The following is an 18,352-nucleotide window of genomic DNA, read 5'->3' as shown; positions in this document are numbered from 1 at the left end:
ACGAGAACGCCTGCCAGCACGCACAATCCGAGGAACGGGGCTACCCCCTTGCCTTTTCCCACGGTCCCCAACCTACGACCGGGCTCGTGTGAATACGGTGGGTAAAGCAGAGTTTGTCATCGAGCCAACCTTCCGAGCAGAGCCGATGCGACGCCGATCGCCAAGGCGGTCGCACCCACTAGGACGCCGAAGTCCAGCCCGAGGTTGGCCGGAGTGCCGATGAGAAGTCCGCGAAGGGCGTCGACCTGGTAGCTCAACGGGTTGATGTGGCTGAGCACCTTCAGCCAGCCGGGCATCAGGTCCACCGGGTAGAGGGCGTTGGACCCGAAGAACAACGGCATGGTGATGGCCTGCCCGATCCCCATCAGCCGCTCGCGGGAGAGCACGATGCCGGCGATCACGATGGAGAAGCAGCAGAAGAACGCCGAACCGAGGATCACGATCACGACCATGCCCAGCAGCCGCAGCGGGTTCGCGGTGAGGCCCACGCCGAGGATGGCCGAGAGCACGAGCACCATCAGCGCCTGCACGAGCGCGCGCAGCCCGGCCGCGAACGCCTTGCCCGCCACGAGCGCGGCCCGCGGTGTCGGCGTGACGAGCAGCTTCGAGAGCACTCCGGCGTCGCGTTCCCAGATGATCTGGATGCCGTAGAAGATGGAGATGAACAACGCCGACTGCGCGAGGATGCCGGGCGCGAGGTAGTCGAGGTAGGGGATCGAGCCGGTCGGGATCGCGTGGATCCGCGTGAACGTCTCGCCGAAGATCAGCAGCCACAGTGCGGGCTGGATCGCGCGGGTGATCAGCTCGGACTGGTCGCGGCGCAGCTTCTGCAGCTCCACCAGGCACATCGCGCCGATGCGGGAGAGCAGGATGCGCAGTTGTTCCAGTGGTCCCGGGTCAGCCGAGACGGCGGGCGGTGCGGCGAGTGGCACGGACATTGCGCATCCCTCCTGTTTCGCTCTGCAGCGCGTCGCCGGTCATCGACCGGAACACGTCGTCCAAAGTGGAGTCCGGGCCGAGCTCCGCCTCGAGCTCGGCGGGGGTGCCGAGCGCGCGGACGCGGCCGGCGTGCATGAGGGCGACGCGGTCGCAGTACTGCTCGGCTTCGTCCATGTAGTGGGTCGTGACGAGCACTGTCATGCCGGTGCGCGTGCGGATCTCGGTGATGCGGTCCCACACCGCCGAGCGCGCCACCGGGTCGAGGCCCACGGTCGGCTCGTCGAGCACGAGCAGCCGGGGTGAGCTCACCAGCGCCTGCGCGAGCTCGAGCCGGCGGATCATGCCGCCGGAGTAGCCGCCCGCGGGCCGGTCGGCTTCATTCAGCAGGCCCACCAGGTCGAGCGCGCGGTGGACCTCGTCGGCGCGGCGGGAGCGGGGGACGTCGAACAGCCGCGCGAACAGTGACACGTTCTCGCGTCCGGTGAGCGCGCCGTCGGCCGAGAGCTGCTGGGGCACGTACCCGATCAGGCGGCGCACGGCCATGCGGCGGCGCGTGACATCGACGCCGAACACGGTGATGGCGCCCGCGTCGAGCGGCAGCAGGGTGGTGATCATGCGGATGGTGGTGGTCTTGCCGGCGCCGTTCGGGCCGAGCAGGCCGAAGATCTCACCCGGCACGATCTCCAGATCGACGCCGTCGACGGCCTTCGTGGTGCCGAACGAGTGGTGCAGGCCGGTGCACCTGACGGCGGGCTCGGGCCCGGCTTCGCGGTCGGTTTCCAGGGCGCTCATGCCTCCTCCTTCAGGGCGTCCATCAGCTTCTCCAGCGCGGGCAGGGCCGCGGTGATCGACACGGTGTCCTCTTCGGACAGCTGCGTGAGCGCGGCCGAGACCAGCCCGGTCCGCGCTTTACGCCAGATCGCCATGCGCTCGCGCGCGGCCTCGGTCACCTGCAGCTGCGCGGCGCGCCGGTCGGCCGGGTCCACCTCACGGCGCAGCAGCCCGGCTTCGACGAGGAGGTTCACGAGCGTGCTCACGGAGTTGCCGGCGAGGCTCAGCTCGCGCGCCGCCGCGGCGACGCCGATGCCGGGCAGCCGGTCGACGACCCGCAGCAGCTCGACCTGCGCGCCGGGCAGCGGAGGGCCGGGCACTTCCGCGCGTACCCGCCGCCGCACGACGCGGCGGATGCCCTGCACGGCGGACATCAGCCGCTCGGCGAGGTCGGGAGGTGGGGTCATGCCTTCGACATTAGCTCTGAGTCAGAGTTATTATCAACGCCAAATGTCTCTTAGGTCTTATTGTTCACGATTTACGCTCGTTGGCCTTCTTGGCGATTTCAGGCGAGCCGGCTGAGCACCATCGAGAAGCCGAGCGCGGTCATCGTCACGGCGATCAGCCCGTCGAGGATCCGCCAGGCGGCCGGTCGCGCGAACACCCCCGCGAGCCGGCGCGCGCCCAGGCCCAGCGCGCTGAACCAGACAGCGCTCGCCAGCGCGGCGCCGACGCCGAAGACCCAGCGACCACCGCCCTGGCCGGCCGCCACGGAGCCGAGCAGGAGCACGGTGTCGAGGTAGACGTGGGGGTTGAGCCAGGTCAGCGCGAGGCCGGTGAGCACCGTGCGCCGCGGGGACACGGGCTCGAGCGCGCTTGTCGTCAGCGCGCCGGGCTTCATCGCGCGCCTCGCCGCGAGGAACCCGTACGTCACCAGGAACGCCCCACCGACGACCCCGATCGCCGTGATCGCCGCCGGCCAGCGCTGCAACACCGCGCCGATCCCGCTCACCCCCACGGCGATCAGCACGACGTCCGACAGGGCGCACACCACGATCAGCCGTTTGACGGCCCCGCCGCGCAACCCTTGCTGCAGCACGAACGTGTTCTGCGCCCCGATGGCGACGATGAGCGAAAGGCCGGTACCGAAGCCGGCGGCGAGTGCGGGAACCACGCCTTCGACCGTAAGGCGGGGCCTTCGGGTTAGGCCAACTAAAGGTTCTTACGTAACATTAGCTGCCGTGATGTCAGATCTCCCTCTCGACCAGGTCCGGACGCTCCTCGCCGTGGTCGACGAGCAGTCGTTCGACCGCGCGGCCGCCGTGCTGCACGTGACGCCGTCGGCCGTCAGCCAGCGCGTGAAGGCGCTCGAACAACGCCTTGGCCGCGTGCTCATCCTGCGGACGAAACCCGTGCGGCTCACCGACTCGGGCCAGGTCGTCGTGCGGTTCGCCCGCCAGCTCACGCGTCTGGAGGAGGACACCCGCGCGGAACTCGGCCTGGTGGGCGTCGTGGGCCCGACGACCCTTCCGATCGCCGTCAACGCCGACTCCCTGGCCACCTGGTTCCTCCCCGCGCTGGCCGCCGTGCCCGGCGTGTCCTTCGACCTCCGCAGCGATGACCAGGACCACACCGCCACCCTCCTGCGCGAGGGCCTCGTGATGGCCGCCGTCACGTCCGCGCCCCACCCCGTGCAGGGCTGCACTTCAACGCGCCTGGGCCTCATGCGCTACCGCGCCATGGCTTCCCCGGCGTTCGTCGCGCGCTGGCTCGCGGACCGCCCCCTGGCTTCCGCGCTGGCCGAGGCGCCCGCCGTGCTCTTCGACCGCAAGGACGACCTCCAGGACCGCTTCCTGCGCAGCCTCACCCGCCGCTCGCTACCGCTCGGCGCCCGCCACTACGTGCCTTCGTCGCAGTCCTTCGCGGACGCCGTCACCGCCGGCCTGGGCTGGGGGATGGTGTCGGAACTTCAGACGCGGGGGTCCTCTTTGGTGGACCTGGCGCCGGACCGGCCGGCGGATGTGCCGCTGTACTGGCAACAGTGGAAGCTGGACTCACCGGCGCTGGCTGCTCTGGCGGAGGCGGTCGAGGCAGCGGCGGCTACCGCTCTGCGGAAGTGACTGTCCTGAGTAGACACCCCGGCCCCAGCTTCACGCACACATCGTGAGGTGGTTGGATCACAGCGTGGAGAGCAATGTGGAGCGGACGAAATCACCCGAGCGGCTCGTGTTCTTCAGCGACGCCGTGGTGGCCATCGCGTTGACGTTGCTCGTGCTGCCGCTGACCGATCTGGTGCCCGAGCTGGCGGCGGAGCACAAGGAAGCCGTCGATGTCGTTCTGGAGCACCGGAACCAGCTCTTCAGCTTCGTGCTGAGCTTCGTGGTGATCGCGCGGATGTGGTGGGGCCACCATCGCATCTTCGAAGAGGTCCGCGCCTACAGCGGGCCGCTGGTGTACGCGAACTTCGTGTGGCTCTTCACCATCGCCGTGCTGCCGTTCCCGACGGAGATCATCGGTTCGTTCGGGACCAACCGCTTCGCCGCCATGTTCTACACGGGCACGATCTTCGCGAGCAGCGCTGCCCAGTCCGCGCTGGTGCTGATCATCCGCCGGGACCGGAACGTGGCCCGCAGCCCCGATTCCGTGACCGACCTGTGGCTCGGTAACAACTTGTTGTCCACGGCCGCGCTGCTGATCGCCTTTGTCGCGGCCGCCGTCGAACCCGTGCTCGGCTACTACGCCCTCTTGCTGCTTATCCCCGCGCCCTGGGTCGCCCGGTGGATCGTCAGCCGCAGGGCCGACCGCTGACGCTCACGCCTGCGGCAACGGCCACAGGTCGTCGTTGAGCATCCGCTTGAGGATCTTGCCCGTGGCGTTGCGCGGGAGCTCCGGCACGAAGTACACATCGCGCGGCACGGCGAAGCGGGCCAGCTTCTGGTGGATGTAGTGCCGCACGTCCTCGGCGTGCATGCGCGCGCCGCCGCGGAGCACGACGTACGCGGCGAGGCGCTGGCCGAACTCCTCGTCCGGCACGCCCACCACGGCCGCCTCGTAGACGCCGGGCAACGCGACCAGCGCCTCTTCCACCGGGCGCGGGAACACGTTCTCGCCGCCGGACACGATCATCTCGTCGGCGCGGCCGGTGACGAACAGCCGGCCGGCCGCGTCCTGGTAGCCGACGTCGCCGGTGGCCATCAGGTCCTTCGAGCGCGGCACGCTGGAGCCGTTGGTGTAGCCGTCGAAGAGCATGTCGTTGCCGACGAAGATCTGGCCCTCGTCGCCGGGCGGCACGGGGCGGCGCTCGTCGTCGAGGATGGCGATGCGGGTGCCCGGCGGGCAGCGGCCGGCGGTGGTCGGCGCGGCGCGCAGGTCGACCGGGTCGGCGATGCTGGCCCAGGAAACCTCGGTGGAGCCGTAGAAGTTGTAGAGGATGTCGCCGTAGGTGTCCATGAACGACGACACGAACGAGCCCGACATCGCCGAACCACTGCTGGCCACGATCCGCAGCGACGACAGGTCGTAGCGGCTGCGCACGCGCTCGGGCAGCTCGTGGATGCGCTGCAACATGATCGGCACGGCGAACAGCGCGTCGCAGCGGTGCTCGGCGATCATCCGCAGCGTCTGCTCCGCGTCGAACCGGCGGATCAGCGACAGCTCCGCCCGCACCGACATCCCGACCTGCAACGCCGCCAGGCCCCAGCTGTGGAACAGCGGTGCCGCGACGGCGATCTTGTCCCGTGCCCGCAAGGGAATCCTCGCGAGGATGCTCGCCGCGGTACTCAGGCCCTTCGGCGTCGGACGGCGCGCTCCCTTCGGCGTGCCGGTGGTGCCGGAGGTGAGCACCACGATCTGGCCCGGCCGCTTGGCCGGCTTCGGCCGCGCCTTGGACGCCTCGTGGATGAGCTCGTCGACAGTCCGGTAACCCTGCTCGGCGTCGTCCCACGTGCTCACGCGGGGGAAGTCGCCCTGCACTCCCGCGATGGTCTGCGCGAACTCGTCGTCGGCCAGCACCGCGGCGGGCTGGTGCTCGGTGAGCACGTCTTCCACCGCGGAGGGCGACAAGCCGGTGTTGAGCAGCACCACGTCCACGCCGAGCTTGCTGCACCCGACGAACGCCTCGACCATCGCCGCGTGGTTGCGGCACATCAGCGCCACGCGCTGGCCCGGCCGCACGTCCAGCTTCGCCAGGGAGTTGGCCAGCTGGTTGCTGCGCTCGTCGATGTCGCGGAACGAGCGGCTGTTGCGTTCGTCGTGCACCGCGATGTCGTCGGCGCCGCGTGCGGTCGCCGCGAGGTAGCCGCCGGCGATCGTGGCGCCCCACTGCGAAAGCGAGTTGAGCTGCTTCGCGACCTTGTCCGGCCGGCCCGCGACGAGCACGCCCGCGCGTACCAGCGTGTTAGCCGTGCGCAGCGTCGTCGCGCGGTCGTACTCCGGCGGCTCGGCGGCTTCGCCGGAAAGCTGCAGCTCGATCCGCCGCGTCAGTTCCTTCAGCATGCCCTTGACCGCCGAGCGGGAAAGCAGGTCGCGGTGCTCGGGCGGCAGCGACGGGAGCATCAGGCGCAGCACGATCTCCGTCGCACCGCCCGCGAGCGCGCGCAGCTCGAACGAGACCCAGTTGCGCTCGTCGGGCAGCCCGCACCACACCACGTGTTCGCCGGGCCGGTACACCACCGCGTGGATGGTGCCTTCCACCAACGTTTCCCGGTCGGGAGCCAGCCTGATCAGGCAGCGCGGGCCACGGCCGCGCAGCGGGGCCTCGGTCACCTCGCACCAGCTGATCGCCGGCAGGAATCTCGGATAGAGCTCGGGGGAGCCGACGATCTGCCACACCGCGTCGGGCGGGTGCCCGACGGTCGAGGTCGCCTCGACCACATCGTCTCGCATTGCGATCCGCCTCACCGCCGCGCGCGTTGCGCTCCCCGGTGGGTACCGGACGCGCGTTCAGGTGCGGGCACGCTACCAGCAATCGGCTCAGCTCCGGTACTCCGAATGACCAGGAATCCGGCGGGACGGGAATTTTCAGACGAGCGCGGCGGGCGTGGCAGGAACCGACGAGAGTGCCGAGCCGAGCTCGTGCCCGACGGCGAGCCGGACCTCGTCACGCAGGCTGGCCAGCTTCGCGACGTCGAGGCCGGTGGCGATGCCTTCGCGGTGAAGCAGGTGGACCAGGTCGTCGGTGGCGATGTTGCCCGAGGCCCCGGGCGCGAAGGGGCAGCCGCCGATCCCGCCGAGTGACGAGTCGAAGCGGCGGATGCCGAGCCGCAGGCCCTCCCACGCGTTGGCGGCGGCGAAGCCGTAGGTGTCGTGCAGGTGCAGGCCGAGCGGCAGGTCGGGCACCGCGTCGCGCACGGCTTCGATCCCGCGGCGCAGCAGGCTCGGGTTGGCCGCGCCGATGGTGTCGGCGAGGTGCAGCACGCCGGCGCCGAGCTTGGCCAGGCGTTCCGCGGTGGCGGCGGTGCGCGCGGGGTCGGTGTCGCCGTCGAACGGGCAGACGAAGGCCGTCGCGATGGTCGCCTCGATGGCGACGTCCGCGGCGGTGAGGATCTCGGCGCAGCTCTCGAGCCGGGCGAGCGCGCCTTCGGTCGGCACGCCGGCGTTGGCCGTGCTGTGCCCGTCGCTCGCGGAGACCACGAGCCGCACGGAGCGGGCGCCGGCCTCCACGGCCTGCTGCGCGCCGCGCTCGGTGAAGACCAGCGTGTGCAGGGTGGCGGGGCTGGTCGCGGGGTCGAGCGTGCGCAGGAGTTCGTCGGTGTCGGCCATCTGCGGCACGCGGCGCTTCGAGACGAAGGAGCCGACCTCGAGCGCACGGAACCCGGCGTCGATGAGGCCGCGGGCGAGGCGGAGCTTGTCGGGGGTGGGCACGGTGCGGGCTTCGTCCTGCAGGCCGTCGCGCAGCACGACCTCGGTGATGAGGACCTCGTCCATGGTGGGTCTCCTTTGTTCTCGGTCTGTGCGGAAGGGTCAGATCACGCCGCCGGCGCGCAGGCGCGCGCGGGCCTCGTCGTCGAAGCCGAGCTCGGCCAGCACGTCTTCGGTGTGCTCGCCGAGCTCCGGCCCGAGCGTCCGCACGCTGCCCGGGTGCTCGCCGAGCGCGGGGACGACGCCGGGGAAGGTGACCTCGACGTCGTTGTCGTCGATGCGCACGGTTCGGCGCTGGTGCATGCCGCGGGCCTCGAAGTGCGGGTCCTTGGTGATGTCCTCGGCGGTGAGGATGGGGCCGCAGGGCACGTCGGCGGCACGCAGCGTCGTCTCGGCGGCTTCCTGCGAACGGCCCTGCGCCCAGTCGCCGATGACCTGGTCGAGGCGGGCGGAGTTGGCGACGCGGCCGGCGTTGTCGGCCAGCGCCGGGTCGTCGGCGAGATCGGGGCGGCCGATGGCGTGGGCGAGGCGGCGGAAGATGGCGTCGCCGTTGCCGCTCACGACGATGTACTTGCCGTCGCCGCAGCGGTAGGTGTTCGACGGCGCGATGCCGGGCAGTGCGGAGCCGGCGGGCTCGCGGACCACGCCGAACGCGTCGAAGTCCGGGACCAGCGATTCCATCAGCGAGTAGACGGCCTCGTACAGCGCGACGTCGACGGTCTCGCCCCCGCCGCCCTCGCGTTCACGGCGCAGCAGGCCCATCAGCGCGCCGATCACGGCATACAAACCGGCGACGGAGTCGGCGAGGCTCACGCCGACGCGCGTCGGCGGGCGATCGGGGTACCCGGTGAGCGCGCGCAGGCCGCCGACGGCCTCGGCGACGCCGCCGAAGCCCGGCCGGTCGCGGTACGGGCCGGTCTGGCCGTAGCCGGACACGCGCACGAGGACGAGGCCGGGGTTGAGCTGCTTGAGCTCGTCCGGGCCAAGGCCCCAGCGTTCGAGCGTGCCCGGGCGGAAGTTCTCGAGGACGACGTCGGCCTTCGCGATGAGCTTGCGCGCGACGTCCTGGCCCTCGGGGGAGCGCAGGTCGAGCGTGACGGAGCGCTTGTTCCGGCCCAGTGTGCGGAAGAGCAGGGAGGTGTCACCCGCGTGCAGGCGCCAGCGGCGCAGCTCGTCGCCGCTGCCCGGGCGCTCGACCTTCACGACGTCGGCGCCGAAGTCGGCCAGCAGTCTGCCGGCGGTGGGCGCGGCGACGAAGTTGCCCAGTTCGACCACCCGCACCCCGTTGAGAGGGCCTCGATTGCTCATGATCACGCTCCAACCACATAGTGAGTTGCAACCTCAGAATACGGGTGTGCGTGTTGCCGTCAAGACGATCGAGGCTGACTACACTCGGCGAAACAGTCGGGTGGGTCACAGAAGCGGGGCGGCGATGGCGGAAGAGCGGGGCGGCACCGCGCCGGTGCTGGTGCTGCGGAAGTTCAAGCAGATCCTCGAGTCGTTCACGATCGAGGAGCCCGAGCTGACCCTGCAGCAGATCACCCGCGCCACCGGCCTGCCGGCCAGCACCTGCCAGCGGCTGGTGCACAACCTCGTGCGCGAAGGCTTCCTCGACCGGTACGACGACACCTACCGCGTCGGGCTCGGCCTCGTGCGCTGGGCCGCGCCGGGCACCTTCGGCCTCGACCTCGTGCGGCTCGTGCGTCCCGTGCTGCACAAACTGCGCGACGACTCGGGCGAGACGGCCTGCCTGTACGTGCGCGACGGTGCATTCCGCACGGTGGTGTCGCTGGCCGAGTCGCGCCACCCCGTGATCCGGCTGTTCGTGGTCGGCATGGTGATGCCGCTGCACGCCGGCTCGGCCGGCAAGGTCTTCCTGGCGTGGGACCGGCTGGCGCTGCGTGATGCCGTCGGGCACGGCCTGGCGCGCTTCACCGAGCACACGATCGTCGACATCGACCTGCTCAACCAGCAGCTCGCCCAGGTCCGCGCCGATGGCTACGCCAGCAGCTTCGAGGAACGCGACCTCGGCGCGGCCTCGCTGAGCGCCCCGGTGTTCGGGCTGACGGGCGAGCTGAGCGCCGTGATCGGCATCGGCGCGCCGACGCAACGCATGACGTCGGCCGACGTGCCGCGCCTGGCCCCGTTGGTGCTCGACGCGGCGTCCGCGGCGTCGGAACGCCTGGGATACCGCGCGGGAATGGCCCGCGACGTCATCGGCTGACTTCGGCGCTGCGGCGGTTGTCTTCGGTGGCAGTGCCGTGAGTGGTGGGTTGGTGGAGCGCGGGCTGCAGCGCCAGGGCGATCTCACCGGCTGAGGCTTCGGCAGGCTTTCGCGGCGGTTGTCTGCAGCAGATGTATCGCGGCTGATGGCGCCGGCGGAGCGGCTGTCGCGGCGCGGGAACCAGGCGAGGCCCGCGACCTGGCGTCATCGGCCAAGGCCACCGCAGCCTGGTCCGTGAAGGTGGCCTTCACCGACGCTGATCCCCTCGACCGCGCTATCCCGGGGCGAGTTCGCGCTGGTCAGCGTGTGGGGGAGCGGCCTCATTGTCCGTTGTGACTGGTTCGCCGGTTTCGTCGCGGAGCGAAGATTTCTTGTCGTGCGATGCGACCGCGCGGATCGCCACCCTTCGTGCTGGTGAGCGGCCTGCCGGGGGCGGATTCGTCCCGATCGGTGGACCCCTCAGGCTGATCCACAACGCTCCGCGACCCTTGACGTCCGCGCGCCTACCGCCACATCATGGGGGCAAGAATCACATCGTGGATCCTGCCTCACGCTTGATCCGCGCGGCCATGACTGTCAAAGGAGACGACGGATGGCGAACCCCCTCGACACGGCGGAGCCGGGGACGGCCGCGGTCGCGGCGCGGCTCGACCGGCTGCCGGTCACCCGCACCCACCGGCGCGCGACCGTCGCCGTCGGGCTCGGTCTGTTCTTCGAGTTCTACGAGGTGTTCCTGACCGGGACGATCAGCGCGGTGCTGGTCAGCGAGTTCAAGCTCAGCAAAGCGGCGCTCCCGCCGCTGCTGGCCTCGACGTTCCTCGGCATGTTCTTCGGCGCGCTGCTGCTCGGCCGCCTGGCCGACCGGTTCGGCCGGCGCGGGGCGTTCCTGCTCAACCTGGCGCTGTACTCGTTCTTCTCGCTGCTCGGCGCGTTCAGCGGCAACGCGATCATGCTGCTGATCACCCGGTTCTTCGCCGGCGTGGGCCTCGGCGCCGAACCGCCGCTGGCCGACACCTACCTCACCGACCTGCTGCCCGCCCGCAAGCGCGGCAAGCTGATCGCGTGGGCGTACACGCTCGCGTTCTGCGGTGTGCCGGTCGTCGGCTTCCTCGCGAAGGGGCTCACGGAGGGGTCGTTCCTGGGCATCGCCGGCTGGCGCTGGCTGTTCGTGATCGGCGCGCTCGGCGCCGGCGTCGTGTTCCTGCTGCGCCGCGGCCTGCCGGAGTCGCCGCGCTGGCTGCACTCGGTGGGGCGCACGCAGGAGGCGGAGACCGTGATCCGGGGTCTCGAGGCCGAGGCGGGTCAGACCCCGGCCAAGGAGCCCGCGCCCGCACCGGTCGAGAAGCCCGTGCGCAAGGCCGCGCCGGTCCGTGACCTGTTCGGGCCGACGTACCGCCGTCGCACGATCATGATGACGATTTTCCACGTGTTGCAGACCATCGGCTACTACGGCTTCGGCACGATGGTCCCCCTCGTGCTCGCCGCGAAGGGCTACCCGGTTTCGCAGTCGCTGCTGTTCACCGCGCTGACGTTCCTGGGCTACCCAGCGGGCTCGGCGTTGTCGCTGCCGCTCGTGGAACGCTTGGAGCGCAAGCACTTGGTGATCGGTTCGGTGCTCGCGATGGCGGTGTTCGGCCTCGCGTTCGGGCTCGCGAACTCCATCGCCCTCGCCATCGTGTTCGGCTTCATCTACACGGCGATCAGCAACGTGTTCTCGAACTCCTACCACATCTACCAGGCCGAGATCTTCCCGACGGGGCTGCGCTCCACGGCGTCGAGCGGCACGTACTCGATCTCGCGGCTGGCGAGTGGCCTGATGCCGTTCGTGCTGGTCCCGCTGCTTGACAGCTCGGGCGCGACCACGCTGTTCGTGGTGATCGGCGCGGCGCTCGTGCTGGTGGCGCTGGACATCGCGATCCTCGGCCCGCGCACCACGGGCCGCTCGGTGGAGAACGTGGCCGGGGAAGGCTGACCGCTCCGGACATAATGGGCCTCGTGGAAGATCTGGTCGAGGAGTACGGCCCGCGGTGGGAATCCGGGCCGTACGAACGGGGAACCGACGGACCGCGCGTGATCCTGGTCGGCACGGACACATCGCCGACGGGGTTGCGCGCGGCTTCGTATGCGGCGGGCCTGGCCCGGCGCCAGCGGGCGCGGCTGGTGGTCGTGTACGTCGCGGCGCCGTCGATGTGGGCCGGGCTGGCCGCGGCCGCCGTGGTCGACGTCGAGCAGCAGACGTTCACCGAGGAGATCGAGGAGTTGCGGTCCGGGCTGAGCGGCCGAGCGGACGAGCTCGGGGTGCCCGTGACGTTCGTGGTGCGCCGCGGCGAGGCCTATCCGGAGCTGAAGGAAGCCGCGCTCCAGGTGAGTGCCGACATGGTCGTGGTCGGAGCGTCGGTGCAGGGCGGGCACCGGCTCGTCGGCTCGGTGGGCAACCGGCTGGTGCGCGCGGGGATCTGGCCCGTGGTCGTGGTGCCGTGACCAGCGGACGTTGACAAGCGCGCGCGAGTCGGTAAAAATTCTGAACCGGTAAGTTTCCTGAACCGGTCGGAGGACGACAGTGGGCACTCGCGACGACCTGCTCGACAAGGCGCAACCCGTGGCCGCGGCGGCCGCCGAGCACGCCGGCGAAACCGAACGGCGTCGCGCGCTGGCGCCCGAGGTCGTGTCGGCGGCTCGGGCTTCGGGCCTGTTCCGCGCGGGGTTGCCGGCTTCTTTGGGCGGCGCGGAGCCTTCCGCGGCGGCAATTCTGCGGGCCGCCGAGCGCGTGGCCGAGGCCGACGCGTCGGCGGGCTGGTGCGTGTCGATCGCGGCTACGAGCAGCCTGCTGGGCGCGTACCTGCCGGAGAAGGGCGGCCAGGAGGTCTTCGGTGACCCCGATGCCGTCGCCGCCGGCGTGTGGGCGCCGCGCGGCAAGGCCGTGGCCGTGGACGGCGGGGTCACGGTGTCGGGGCGCTGGTCGTTCTGCAGCGGCGTGACGCACGCGGACTGGATCTTCCTGGGCGTCGTGCTCGACGGGAAGCTCGTGGTCGCCGCGATTCCCACGGCTGAGCTGGAAATCCACGACACGTGGCACACGTCGGGCCTGCGCGGCACCGGCAGCCACGACGCGAGCGCCGACGCGGTGTTCGTGCCCGACCACCGGATTCTGTCCGTTGTGGACGGTCCGCCCACCGGCGCCGGGCAGCTGCACCGGTTCCCGCTGTTCGGGTTCTTCGCCGCGTCCATCTCCGCCGCCGCCCTGGGCAATGCGCGGGGTGCCATCACGGAGTTCGTGGAGCTCGCCGGGGCCAAGCACCCCAGCGGCTCGCGCCGCTCACTCGCCGAACGCACCGCCACACAGAGCGCCGTCGCCGAGGCCGAGGCTTCCCTGCGCGCCGCCCGCGAGTTCTACTACCGCGCGATCGACGACGCTGGGCAGGCGGCCTTGTCCGATTCCGTTGTGCCGGACGACCTTCGCCTCGCCTTGCGCCTCGCGTGCACCCACGCGGTCCGCACCTCGGCCGACGTCACGCGCTCCCTCTACGACCTCGGCGGCGGCTCGGCGATCTACGAAACGTCCCCCCTGCAACGCCGCTTCCGCGACGCCCACACCGCCACGGCGCACTTCCAGGTGAATCCCGCGACGTTCGAGCTGACCGGCCGCCTGCTGCTGGGCCTGCCCACAGAAACGGCTCAGCTGTGACCGCGGTGGGGGTGGTGACGTCGTGGTCGCCGGTGGTCGCCGACATCAAGGTGGTTCGCCGGGTGATCGGGCCGGCGTTGCTCGGCTTGGCGAGTGGAGTGGTGCAGCGGTGAGCGCGCTAGGCGTTGTGACCCCGTTCTGGCTGGATCGGCCGGCGGCCGAGGCCGTGGACATCGCCGTGGAGGCGGACCGCAATGGGTTCGGGGAGTTGTGGGTCGGGGAGATGGCGACGTTCGACGCGTTCGCGCTCGCGACGGCCGTCGGCCTGCGGACGGAGCGGATCGGGGTGAAGGTCGGGCCGTTGCCGCTCGGGGTGCGGACGCCGGTGGCGCTGGGGCTTGGCGTGGCGTCGGTCGCGGCGCTGGCGCGCAGGCCCGTGGGGCTGGCGCTGGGTGGGTCGAGCCCGGCGATCGTCAGCGGCTGGCACGACCGGCCGTGGGACCACGCGGCCCTGCGGATGCGGGAGACCGTGGCCGCGGTCCGGACCGTCCTCGAGGGACAGCGCCTCTCGGTTCACGGGAAACACGTGCGCAGCAACGGGTTCCGCCTGCGAGAGCCGGCGCCGGTGCCGATCACGGTGGCCGCATTCGGGCCGGCGATGACGCGGGTGGCCGCGGAGATCGCGGACGAGGTCGTGCTGAACCTCGTGCCGCCTTCGCACGTTTCGCGCGTTCGCAAGGAGATCGACGGTCAGGCGCACGCCGCGGGCCGCACGCCGCCGCGGCTGGCCGTGTGGGTGCCCGTCGCGTTGAACCCGGGGGAGGCGACGCTGCGGCAGCTCGCGGCGCAGGCCAGCGTGTACCTGAGCCCGCCCGGCTATGGCGAGATGTTCGCCGAGCTGGGTTACGGCGAACTCGTCGCCGCCGCCCGTTCCGGCGCCAAGCGCGCCTCGCTGGTGGTGCCGCCTTCGCTGGTCGCCGACGTCGGGGCGATCGGTTCCGCCGCCCAGGTGCGCGAACGCATCGCGGCCTACCACGCGGCGGGCGCCGACCACGTCGGCCTCGTCCCGGCCACGGCGGAAGACCCAGCCGGCCGCATGCTGCTGCGCGAGCTGGCCCCGTGACGGCCGGGTCGCACCGCTTCACGGCCGAGTCCGTCGGCCGGGCCCTCGACGTCCTCGGCGAGCGCTGGACGCTGCTGATCCTGCGCGAGGCGTTCTTCGGCGTCCGGCGCTACGCCCAGTTCGCCCGCAACCTCGGCATCCCCCGCCCGACGTTGTCGGCGCGGCTCAAACAGCTCGTGGAACAAGGCGTGTTCGACCGCGTGGTCTACGCCACCGACCCGGACCGCCACGAATACCGCCTCACCACGACCGGCAAGGAGATCTTCCCGGCACTGGTGATCCTCATGCGCTGGGGCGACGACCACCTGCCGACGCCCGACGGCCCCCCGCTCGTGCTGCGCCACTCCTGCGGCGAACCCGTCTCCCCGCGCCTGTCCTGCACCCACTGCGGCGACGAGATCACCACGGCGAACGTGACGCCCGAACCGGGCCCGGGCTACCACTGACCCAGGCCCGGTCGAGACCTCAGCCGCGGGTGAAGATCTGGGACCACTCCCAGCCGCAGCTCTGGCACGTTCCGGCCTGGACCTGGAAGCTGCCCGCGTCGGCCGGAACCCAGCCGTCAGCCACCTTCAGGAAGTAGCGGCCGGCGGGCACGGACCCGAACGAGACGTGGCCGTCGGCGTCGGTGGTCCCCGTCGCGGTGGTCTGGCCCGACAGGATGTCCACCAGGCTCACGGCGGTGTCCGCGATCGCTTCGCCGGGATCGTGGGTGGAGTTCGTGTTGTCGTCGTGGTAGATCCAGCCGCTGGTGGTGCCCGGTGCACCCGGTACTCGCGCCCATAGCCGAACTTCCGGGTTGCTGTCGGGGTTTCCGAGTTCGGGACCGAAGTCGCAGTCGACGGCGAACCCGCCGTACTGGTCCGCGAGAGGCGGAACGGTGCCGGTCTCGGTGAAGGTCCGGGTCTCACCGGGTGCGAACGTCAGCGAGGCCGGATACACGAGGTCGGTCCACGATTGCCAACCCGTGAGCTGGTACTGGCTGCCGCCGATGCGGTCACAGTTCCCGCTGATCCCGGACAACGGCTGGGATCCGGTATTGGTCAGCGTGAAGGTCACCTGCGCCTGGTCGCCAGGTGCATAGGCGTCGCGATCCACCGACGCGCTCGCCGTGAGCTGGTCCGACAGGGGCCGTACCGCGCGCAGCTCGACGTTCTGGTCGCCGCCGGTGACGTCGATGCCGCCGTTGGGGTCGGCGAGCAGCCAGCCGTCGGGCAGTGTCGTCGAGAACAGTTGGTAGTAGCGCGCGGGCAGGTCGGCGAAGGTGAAGCTGCCATCATCGCCCGTCACGGTGTCGAGCGTGGTGTCGCCGTAAATCCTCACCGGTGCTGCGGCGAGCCCCTCACCCGGGTCGAACGTGCCGTTGCCGTTGCCGTCGCCGTAAACGACACCGTGTACGGAGCCCGTGGTGGTGGTCGGGTCGACGAACGGCACGCTCAGGTGCGCGGACTGCACATCCCACGAATCGATGCTGTTGCTGGTGATGTCGAACTCCGGCGAAGCGCCGCCCCAGCTGTAGACGGTCGCGGTGACCGCGACGGCTCGGGTCTCGCCCGCGGCGAGTGTTGTGCCGGGGTAGCCGAAGTCGCCCCAGCTGTTCACTGACGCGTAGGAGCCCACCATCTGGTCGGTGTAGAGGGTGATTGCTGTCAGCGGGTCAGACGAAGCGTTGTGCACCGTCACCGTGATCGGGAACGGCTTTCCGACCAGGTGCACGCCCTCGTCGACGGAAGCCGTGATCACCAGCTTCGCAGGGTCGGCCGAGGCCGTGGGCGTGATGAGGGCGCTGAGGGTCAGCGCGGCGGTCAGTCCGGCGAGCAGCCGGAAGACCCCGCGCGGGGATCTGAGGATCAAGAAGGTTTCCCCCTGGAAACAAGGCCGTCCGTGGGCGTCCCAGGACGCACGCTTGCCGGGCCGGCGTGGTTGCGCAGTTGCGACTGCGATCAAGGGAGAAAGTAGCGCCGCCGGGGAGGGGCGGGCCAGGGGATTTGCCCGGACGGAGCAGCGTCACTCAACGCGAGATGTTCTACAGAAGCTTGACGAACATGGTGTGTGATGTAGAAACTATGCCCACCGACCCCGAGTGAGGAGGCGTTCGCCATGACGGTTGTCGCGCAGGGTGGCGAGGTGGAGGTGCCTGCGGCGGAAGAGGGCGTGAGTTTCGATCGGCGCCCCGAGGGGTACCGGCATTGGCGGCTGCGCGCCGACGGGCCCGTGGCGTGGCTGGAGCTCGACGTGGCCGAAGACGGGGGACTGGTGCCCGGCTACGAGCTCAAGCTGAACTCCTACGACCTCGGTGTTGACATCGAGCTTTACGACGCCACGCAACGACTTCGCTTCGAGCACCCGGGGGTCCGGACGGTCGTGGTGACGAGCGGCAAGGACGGTGTGTTCTGTGCCGGCGCGAACATCCGGATGCTGGCGGCGTCGGAGCACGCGTGGAAGGTGAACTTCTGCAAGTTCACCAACGAGACGCGCAACGGCATGGAGGACGCGACCGAGAACTCCGGCCAGACGTACCTCGCGGCTGTGAACGGGGCGTGCGCGGGCGGCGGGTACGAGCTCGCGCTGGCTTGTGACAAAATCATCCTCATCGACGACAATTCGTCGACTGTCGCGTTGCCCGAGGTGCCGCTGCTGGGCGTGCTGCCCGGCACGGGCGGGCTCACGCGGGTGGTCGACAAGCGCGGCGTGCGCAAGGACCGCGCCGACGTGTTCGCCACGCGAAGTGACGGTGTGAAGGGGAAGACGGCCGTCGACTGGAAGCTCGTCGACGAGCTGGCTCCGCGCCGAGATTTCCTCCGGACGGTCGAAAAGCGAGCACTGGAGCTTGCCGAGACCAGCACACGGCCTGCCGACGCCCACGGCATCGAACTGACGCCGCTCGACCGCAGCGCGACGGAGTCGGGCCTGACCTACCCGCACGTCACCGCTGTGTTCGACCGCCCGGCCGGCACCGTCGAGATCACCGTGCACGGACCTGAAGCAGCAGCGCCCGCGACCACCCAGGAGATCCACGAGCAGGGCGCCGAGAACTGGCTGCTGGCCGTCACCCGCGATCTCGACGACCTCATCCTCCGCCTGCGCACCAACGAATCGAGCCTCGGCACCTGGCTCCTGCGCACGAGCGGCGACGCCGAAAAGGTCTTGGCCCACGAGCGCGCCGTCCTCGGTCGAGCCGGCGAAGACTGGCTGTGCAACGAAATCCGCCACTACACCAAGCGCGTCCTCAAGCGTCTCGACGTCACCAGCCGCAGCCTCATCGCGCTCATCGAGCCGGGCAGCTGCTTCGCCGGCGTGCTGCTGGAGCTCGCGCTGGCCGCCGACCGGCAGTACATTCTGGACGGCCCGCCCCTCGACGACGAAGACTCCGAAGAACGCGCCGCGATCACCTTGTCGGAAGCCAACTTCGGCACCTTCCCGATGGGCAACGGCCTCTCCCGCCTGGAATCCCGCTTCTACGGCGAACAAGACCACCTCGACTGGCTCCACAAGGAGCAGGGCCGCGCCCTGACGCCCCAGGAGGCCGTCGAGCTCGGCCTCGTCACCGACGCCCCCGACGACCTCGACTGGGAAGACGAGATCCGCATCGTCGTGGAAGGCCGCGCCGCGCTGAGTCCCGACTCCCTCACGGGCATGGAGGCGAACCACCGGTTCGTCGGCCCCGAAACGCTGGAGACGAAGATCTTCGGCCGCCTCACCGCGTGGCAGAACTGGATCTTCACCCGCCCGAACGCCGCGGGCCCCGAAGGCGCGCTGCGCCGCTACGGCACGGGCCAGAAGGCGACCTTCGATCGGAAGCGAGTCTGAC

The 18,352-nt window shown here is 70.5% G+C and carries 17 protein-coding genes; 9 read left to right on the top strand and 8 right to left on the bottom strand.

Translation table 11 applies throughout. The features are described 5' to 3' along the window. Positions 1 to 116: 116 nt before the first annotated feature. The 4 genes from ABZU76_RS34580 to ABZU76_RS34565 all read right to left on the bottom strand — a co-directional run bounded on the left by ABZU76_RS34580 (position 117) and on the right by ABZU76_RS34565 (position 2,884). Entirely contained in the window at positions 117 to 938 is an 822-nt protein-coding gene (locus ABZU76_RS34580; RefSeq protein WP_220238957.1) for an ABC transporter permease, read from the bottom strand. After that, complete coding sequence (locus ABZU76_RS34575; RefSeq protein ID WP_354877155.1) at positions 898 to 1,731, bottom strand: ATP-binding cassette domain-containing protein; 834 nt, start codon at positions 1,729 to 1,731, stop codon at positions 898 to 900. Before ABZU76_RS34575 ends, ABZU76_RS34580 begins: the two co-directional genes overlap by 41 nt. Further along, positions 1,728 to 2,177 carry a MarR family winged helix-turn-helix transcriptional regulator gene (locus tag ABZU76_RS34570; protein ID WP_354877152.1) on the bottom strand — a complete coding sequence of 150 codons (450 nt, stop codon included), beginning with the start codon at positions 2,175 to 2,177 and terminating at the stop codon, positions 1,728 to 1,730. Before ABZU76_RS34570 ends, ABZU76_RS34575 begins: the two co-directional genes overlap by 4 nt. 98 nt (positions 2,178 to 2,275) lie before the next feature. Beyond that, a complete protein-coding gene (locus ABZU76_RS34565; RefSeq protein ID WP_354877149.1) occupies positions 2,276 to 2,884 on the bottom strand; it encodes a LysE/ArgO family amino acid transporter in 609 nt (202 codons plus the stop codon). A gap of 70 nt (positions 2,885 to 2,954) precedes the next feature. Here ABZU76_RS34565 and ABZU76_RS34560 point away from each other — a divergent pair, with 70 nt between their 5' ends. Both ABZU76_RS34560 and ABZU76_RS34555 read left to right on the top strand, forming a co-directional pair. After that, positions 2,955 to 3,830: a LysR family transcriptional regulator ArgP gene (locus tag ABZU76_RS34560; protein WP_354877146.1), complete on the top strand. Its 876-nt coding sequence runs from the start codon at positions 2,955 to 2,957 to the stop codon at positions 3,828 to 3,830. A gap of 52 nt (positions 3,831 to 3,882) precedes the next feature. After that, positions 3,883 to 4,518: a TMEM175 family protein gene (locus ABZU76_RS34555; RefSeq protein ID WP_354877143.1), complete on the top strand. Its 636-nt coding sequence runs from the start codon at positions 3,883 to 3,885 to the stop codon at positions 4,516 to 4,518. A gap of 3 nt (positions 4,519 to 4,521) precedes the next feature. Here ABZU76_RS34555 and ABZU76_RS34550 read toward each other — a convergent pair whose 3' ends face one another. From ABZU76_RS34550 to ABZU76_RS34540, 3 genes are all read right to left on the bottom strand, one after another. Continuing rightward, positions 4,522 to 6,594 (bottom strand): AMP-binding protein, encoded by a 2,073-nt coding sequence (locus ABZU76_RS34550; protein WP_354877140.1) that lies wholly within the window; start codon positions 6,592 to 6,594, stop codon positions 4,522 to 4,524. Positions 6,595 to 6,729: 135 nt separating this feature from the next. Further along, a complete protein-coding gene (locus tag ABZU76_RS34545) occupies positions 6,730 to 7,635 on the bottom strand; it encodes a hydroxymethylglutaryl-CoA lyase (protein WP_354877137.1) in 906 nt (301 codons plus the stop codon). A 36-nt stretch (positions 7,636 to 7,671) separates the two neighbouring features. Further along, on the bottom strand, positions 7,672 to 8,877 hold the full coding sequence (locus ABZU76_RS34540; protein WP_354877134.1) for a CaiB/BaiF CoA-transferase family protein: 1,206 nt from the start codon (positions 8,875 to 8,877) through the stop codon (positions 7,672 to 7,674). Between the two features lie 124 nt (positions 8,878 to 9,001). Between ABZU76_RS34540 and ABZU76_RS34535 the strand changes: the two genes are divergently transcribed. From ABZU76_RS34535 to ABZU76_RS34510, 6 genes are all read left to right on the top strand, one after another. Next, positions 9,002 to 9,793, top strand: coding sequence for an IclR family transcriptional regulator (locus ABZU76_RS34535; protein WP_354877131.1), 792 nt, complete (start codon positions 9,002 to 9,004; stop codon positions 9,791 to 9,793). A gap of 592 nt (positions 9,794 to 10,385) precedes the next feature. Then, positions 10,386 to 11,765 (top strand): MFS transporter, encoded by a 1,380-nt coding sequence (locus tag ABZU76_RS34530; RefSeq protein ID WP_354877128.1) that lies wholly within the window; start codon positions 10,386 to 10,388, stop codon positions 11,763 to 11,765. A gap of 23 nt (positions 11,766 to 11,788) precedes the next feature. Beyond that, a complete protein-coding gene (locus tag ABZU76_RS34525) occupies positions 11,789 to 12,274 on the top strand; it encodes a universal stress protein (RefSeq protein ID WP_354877125.1) in 486 nt (161 codons plus the stop codon). Between the two features lie 79 nt (positions 12,275 to 12,353). Beyond that, positions 12,354 to 13,478, top strand: a complete 1,125-nt coding sequence (locus ABZU76_RS34520) for an acyl-CoA dehydrogenase family protein (RefSeq protein WP_354877122.1) — start codon at positions 12,354 to 12,356, stop codon at positions 13,476 to 13,478. A gap of 109 nt (positions 13,479 to 13,587) precedes the next feature. Then, entirely contained in the window at positions 13,588 to 14,541 is a 954-nt protein-coding gene (locus ABZU76_RS34515) for an LLM class F420-dependent oxidoreductase (RefSeq protein ID WP_354877119.1), read from the top strand. Continuing rightward, a complete protein-coding gene (locus ABZU76_RS34510) occupies positions 14,538 to 14,987 on the top strand; it encodes a helix-turn-helix domain-containing protein (RefSeq protein ID WP_354877116.1) in 450 nt (149 codons plus the stop codon). Before ABZU76_RS34515 ends, ABZU76_RS34510 begins: the two co-directional genes overlap by 4 nt. A 19-nt stretch (positions 14,988 to 15,006) precedes the next feature. On the opposite strand, the gene ABZU76_RS34505 is transcribed toward ABZU76_RS34510, so the two are convergent. Continuing rightward, complete coding sequence (locus tag ABZU76_RS34505) at positions 15,007 to 16,395, bottom strand: hypothetical protein (RefSeq protein ID WP_354877113.1); 1,389 nt, start codon at positions 16,393 to 16,395, stop codon at positions 15,007 to 15,009. Between the two features lie 246 nt (positions 16,396 to 16,641). Between ABZU76_RS34505 and boxC the strand changes: the two genes are divergently transcribed. Then, positions 16,642 to 18,351 (top strand): 2,3-epoxybenzoyl-CoA dihydrolase, encoded by a 1,710-nt coding sequence (boxC, locus tag ABZU76_RS34500; RefSeq protein ID WP_354877110.1) that lies wholly within the window; start codon positions 16,642 to 16,644, stop codon positions 18,349 to 18,351. Position 18,352: the final 1 nt, after the last annotated feature.

Source organism: Amycolatopsis sp. NPDC005232, assembly GCF_040607795.1.
Classification (GTDB): domain Bacteria; phylum Actinomycetota; class Actinomycetes; order Mycobacteriales; family Pseudonocardiaceae; genus Amycolatopsis.
This window is presented reverse-complemented; position numbering and strand designations above follow the sequence as displayed.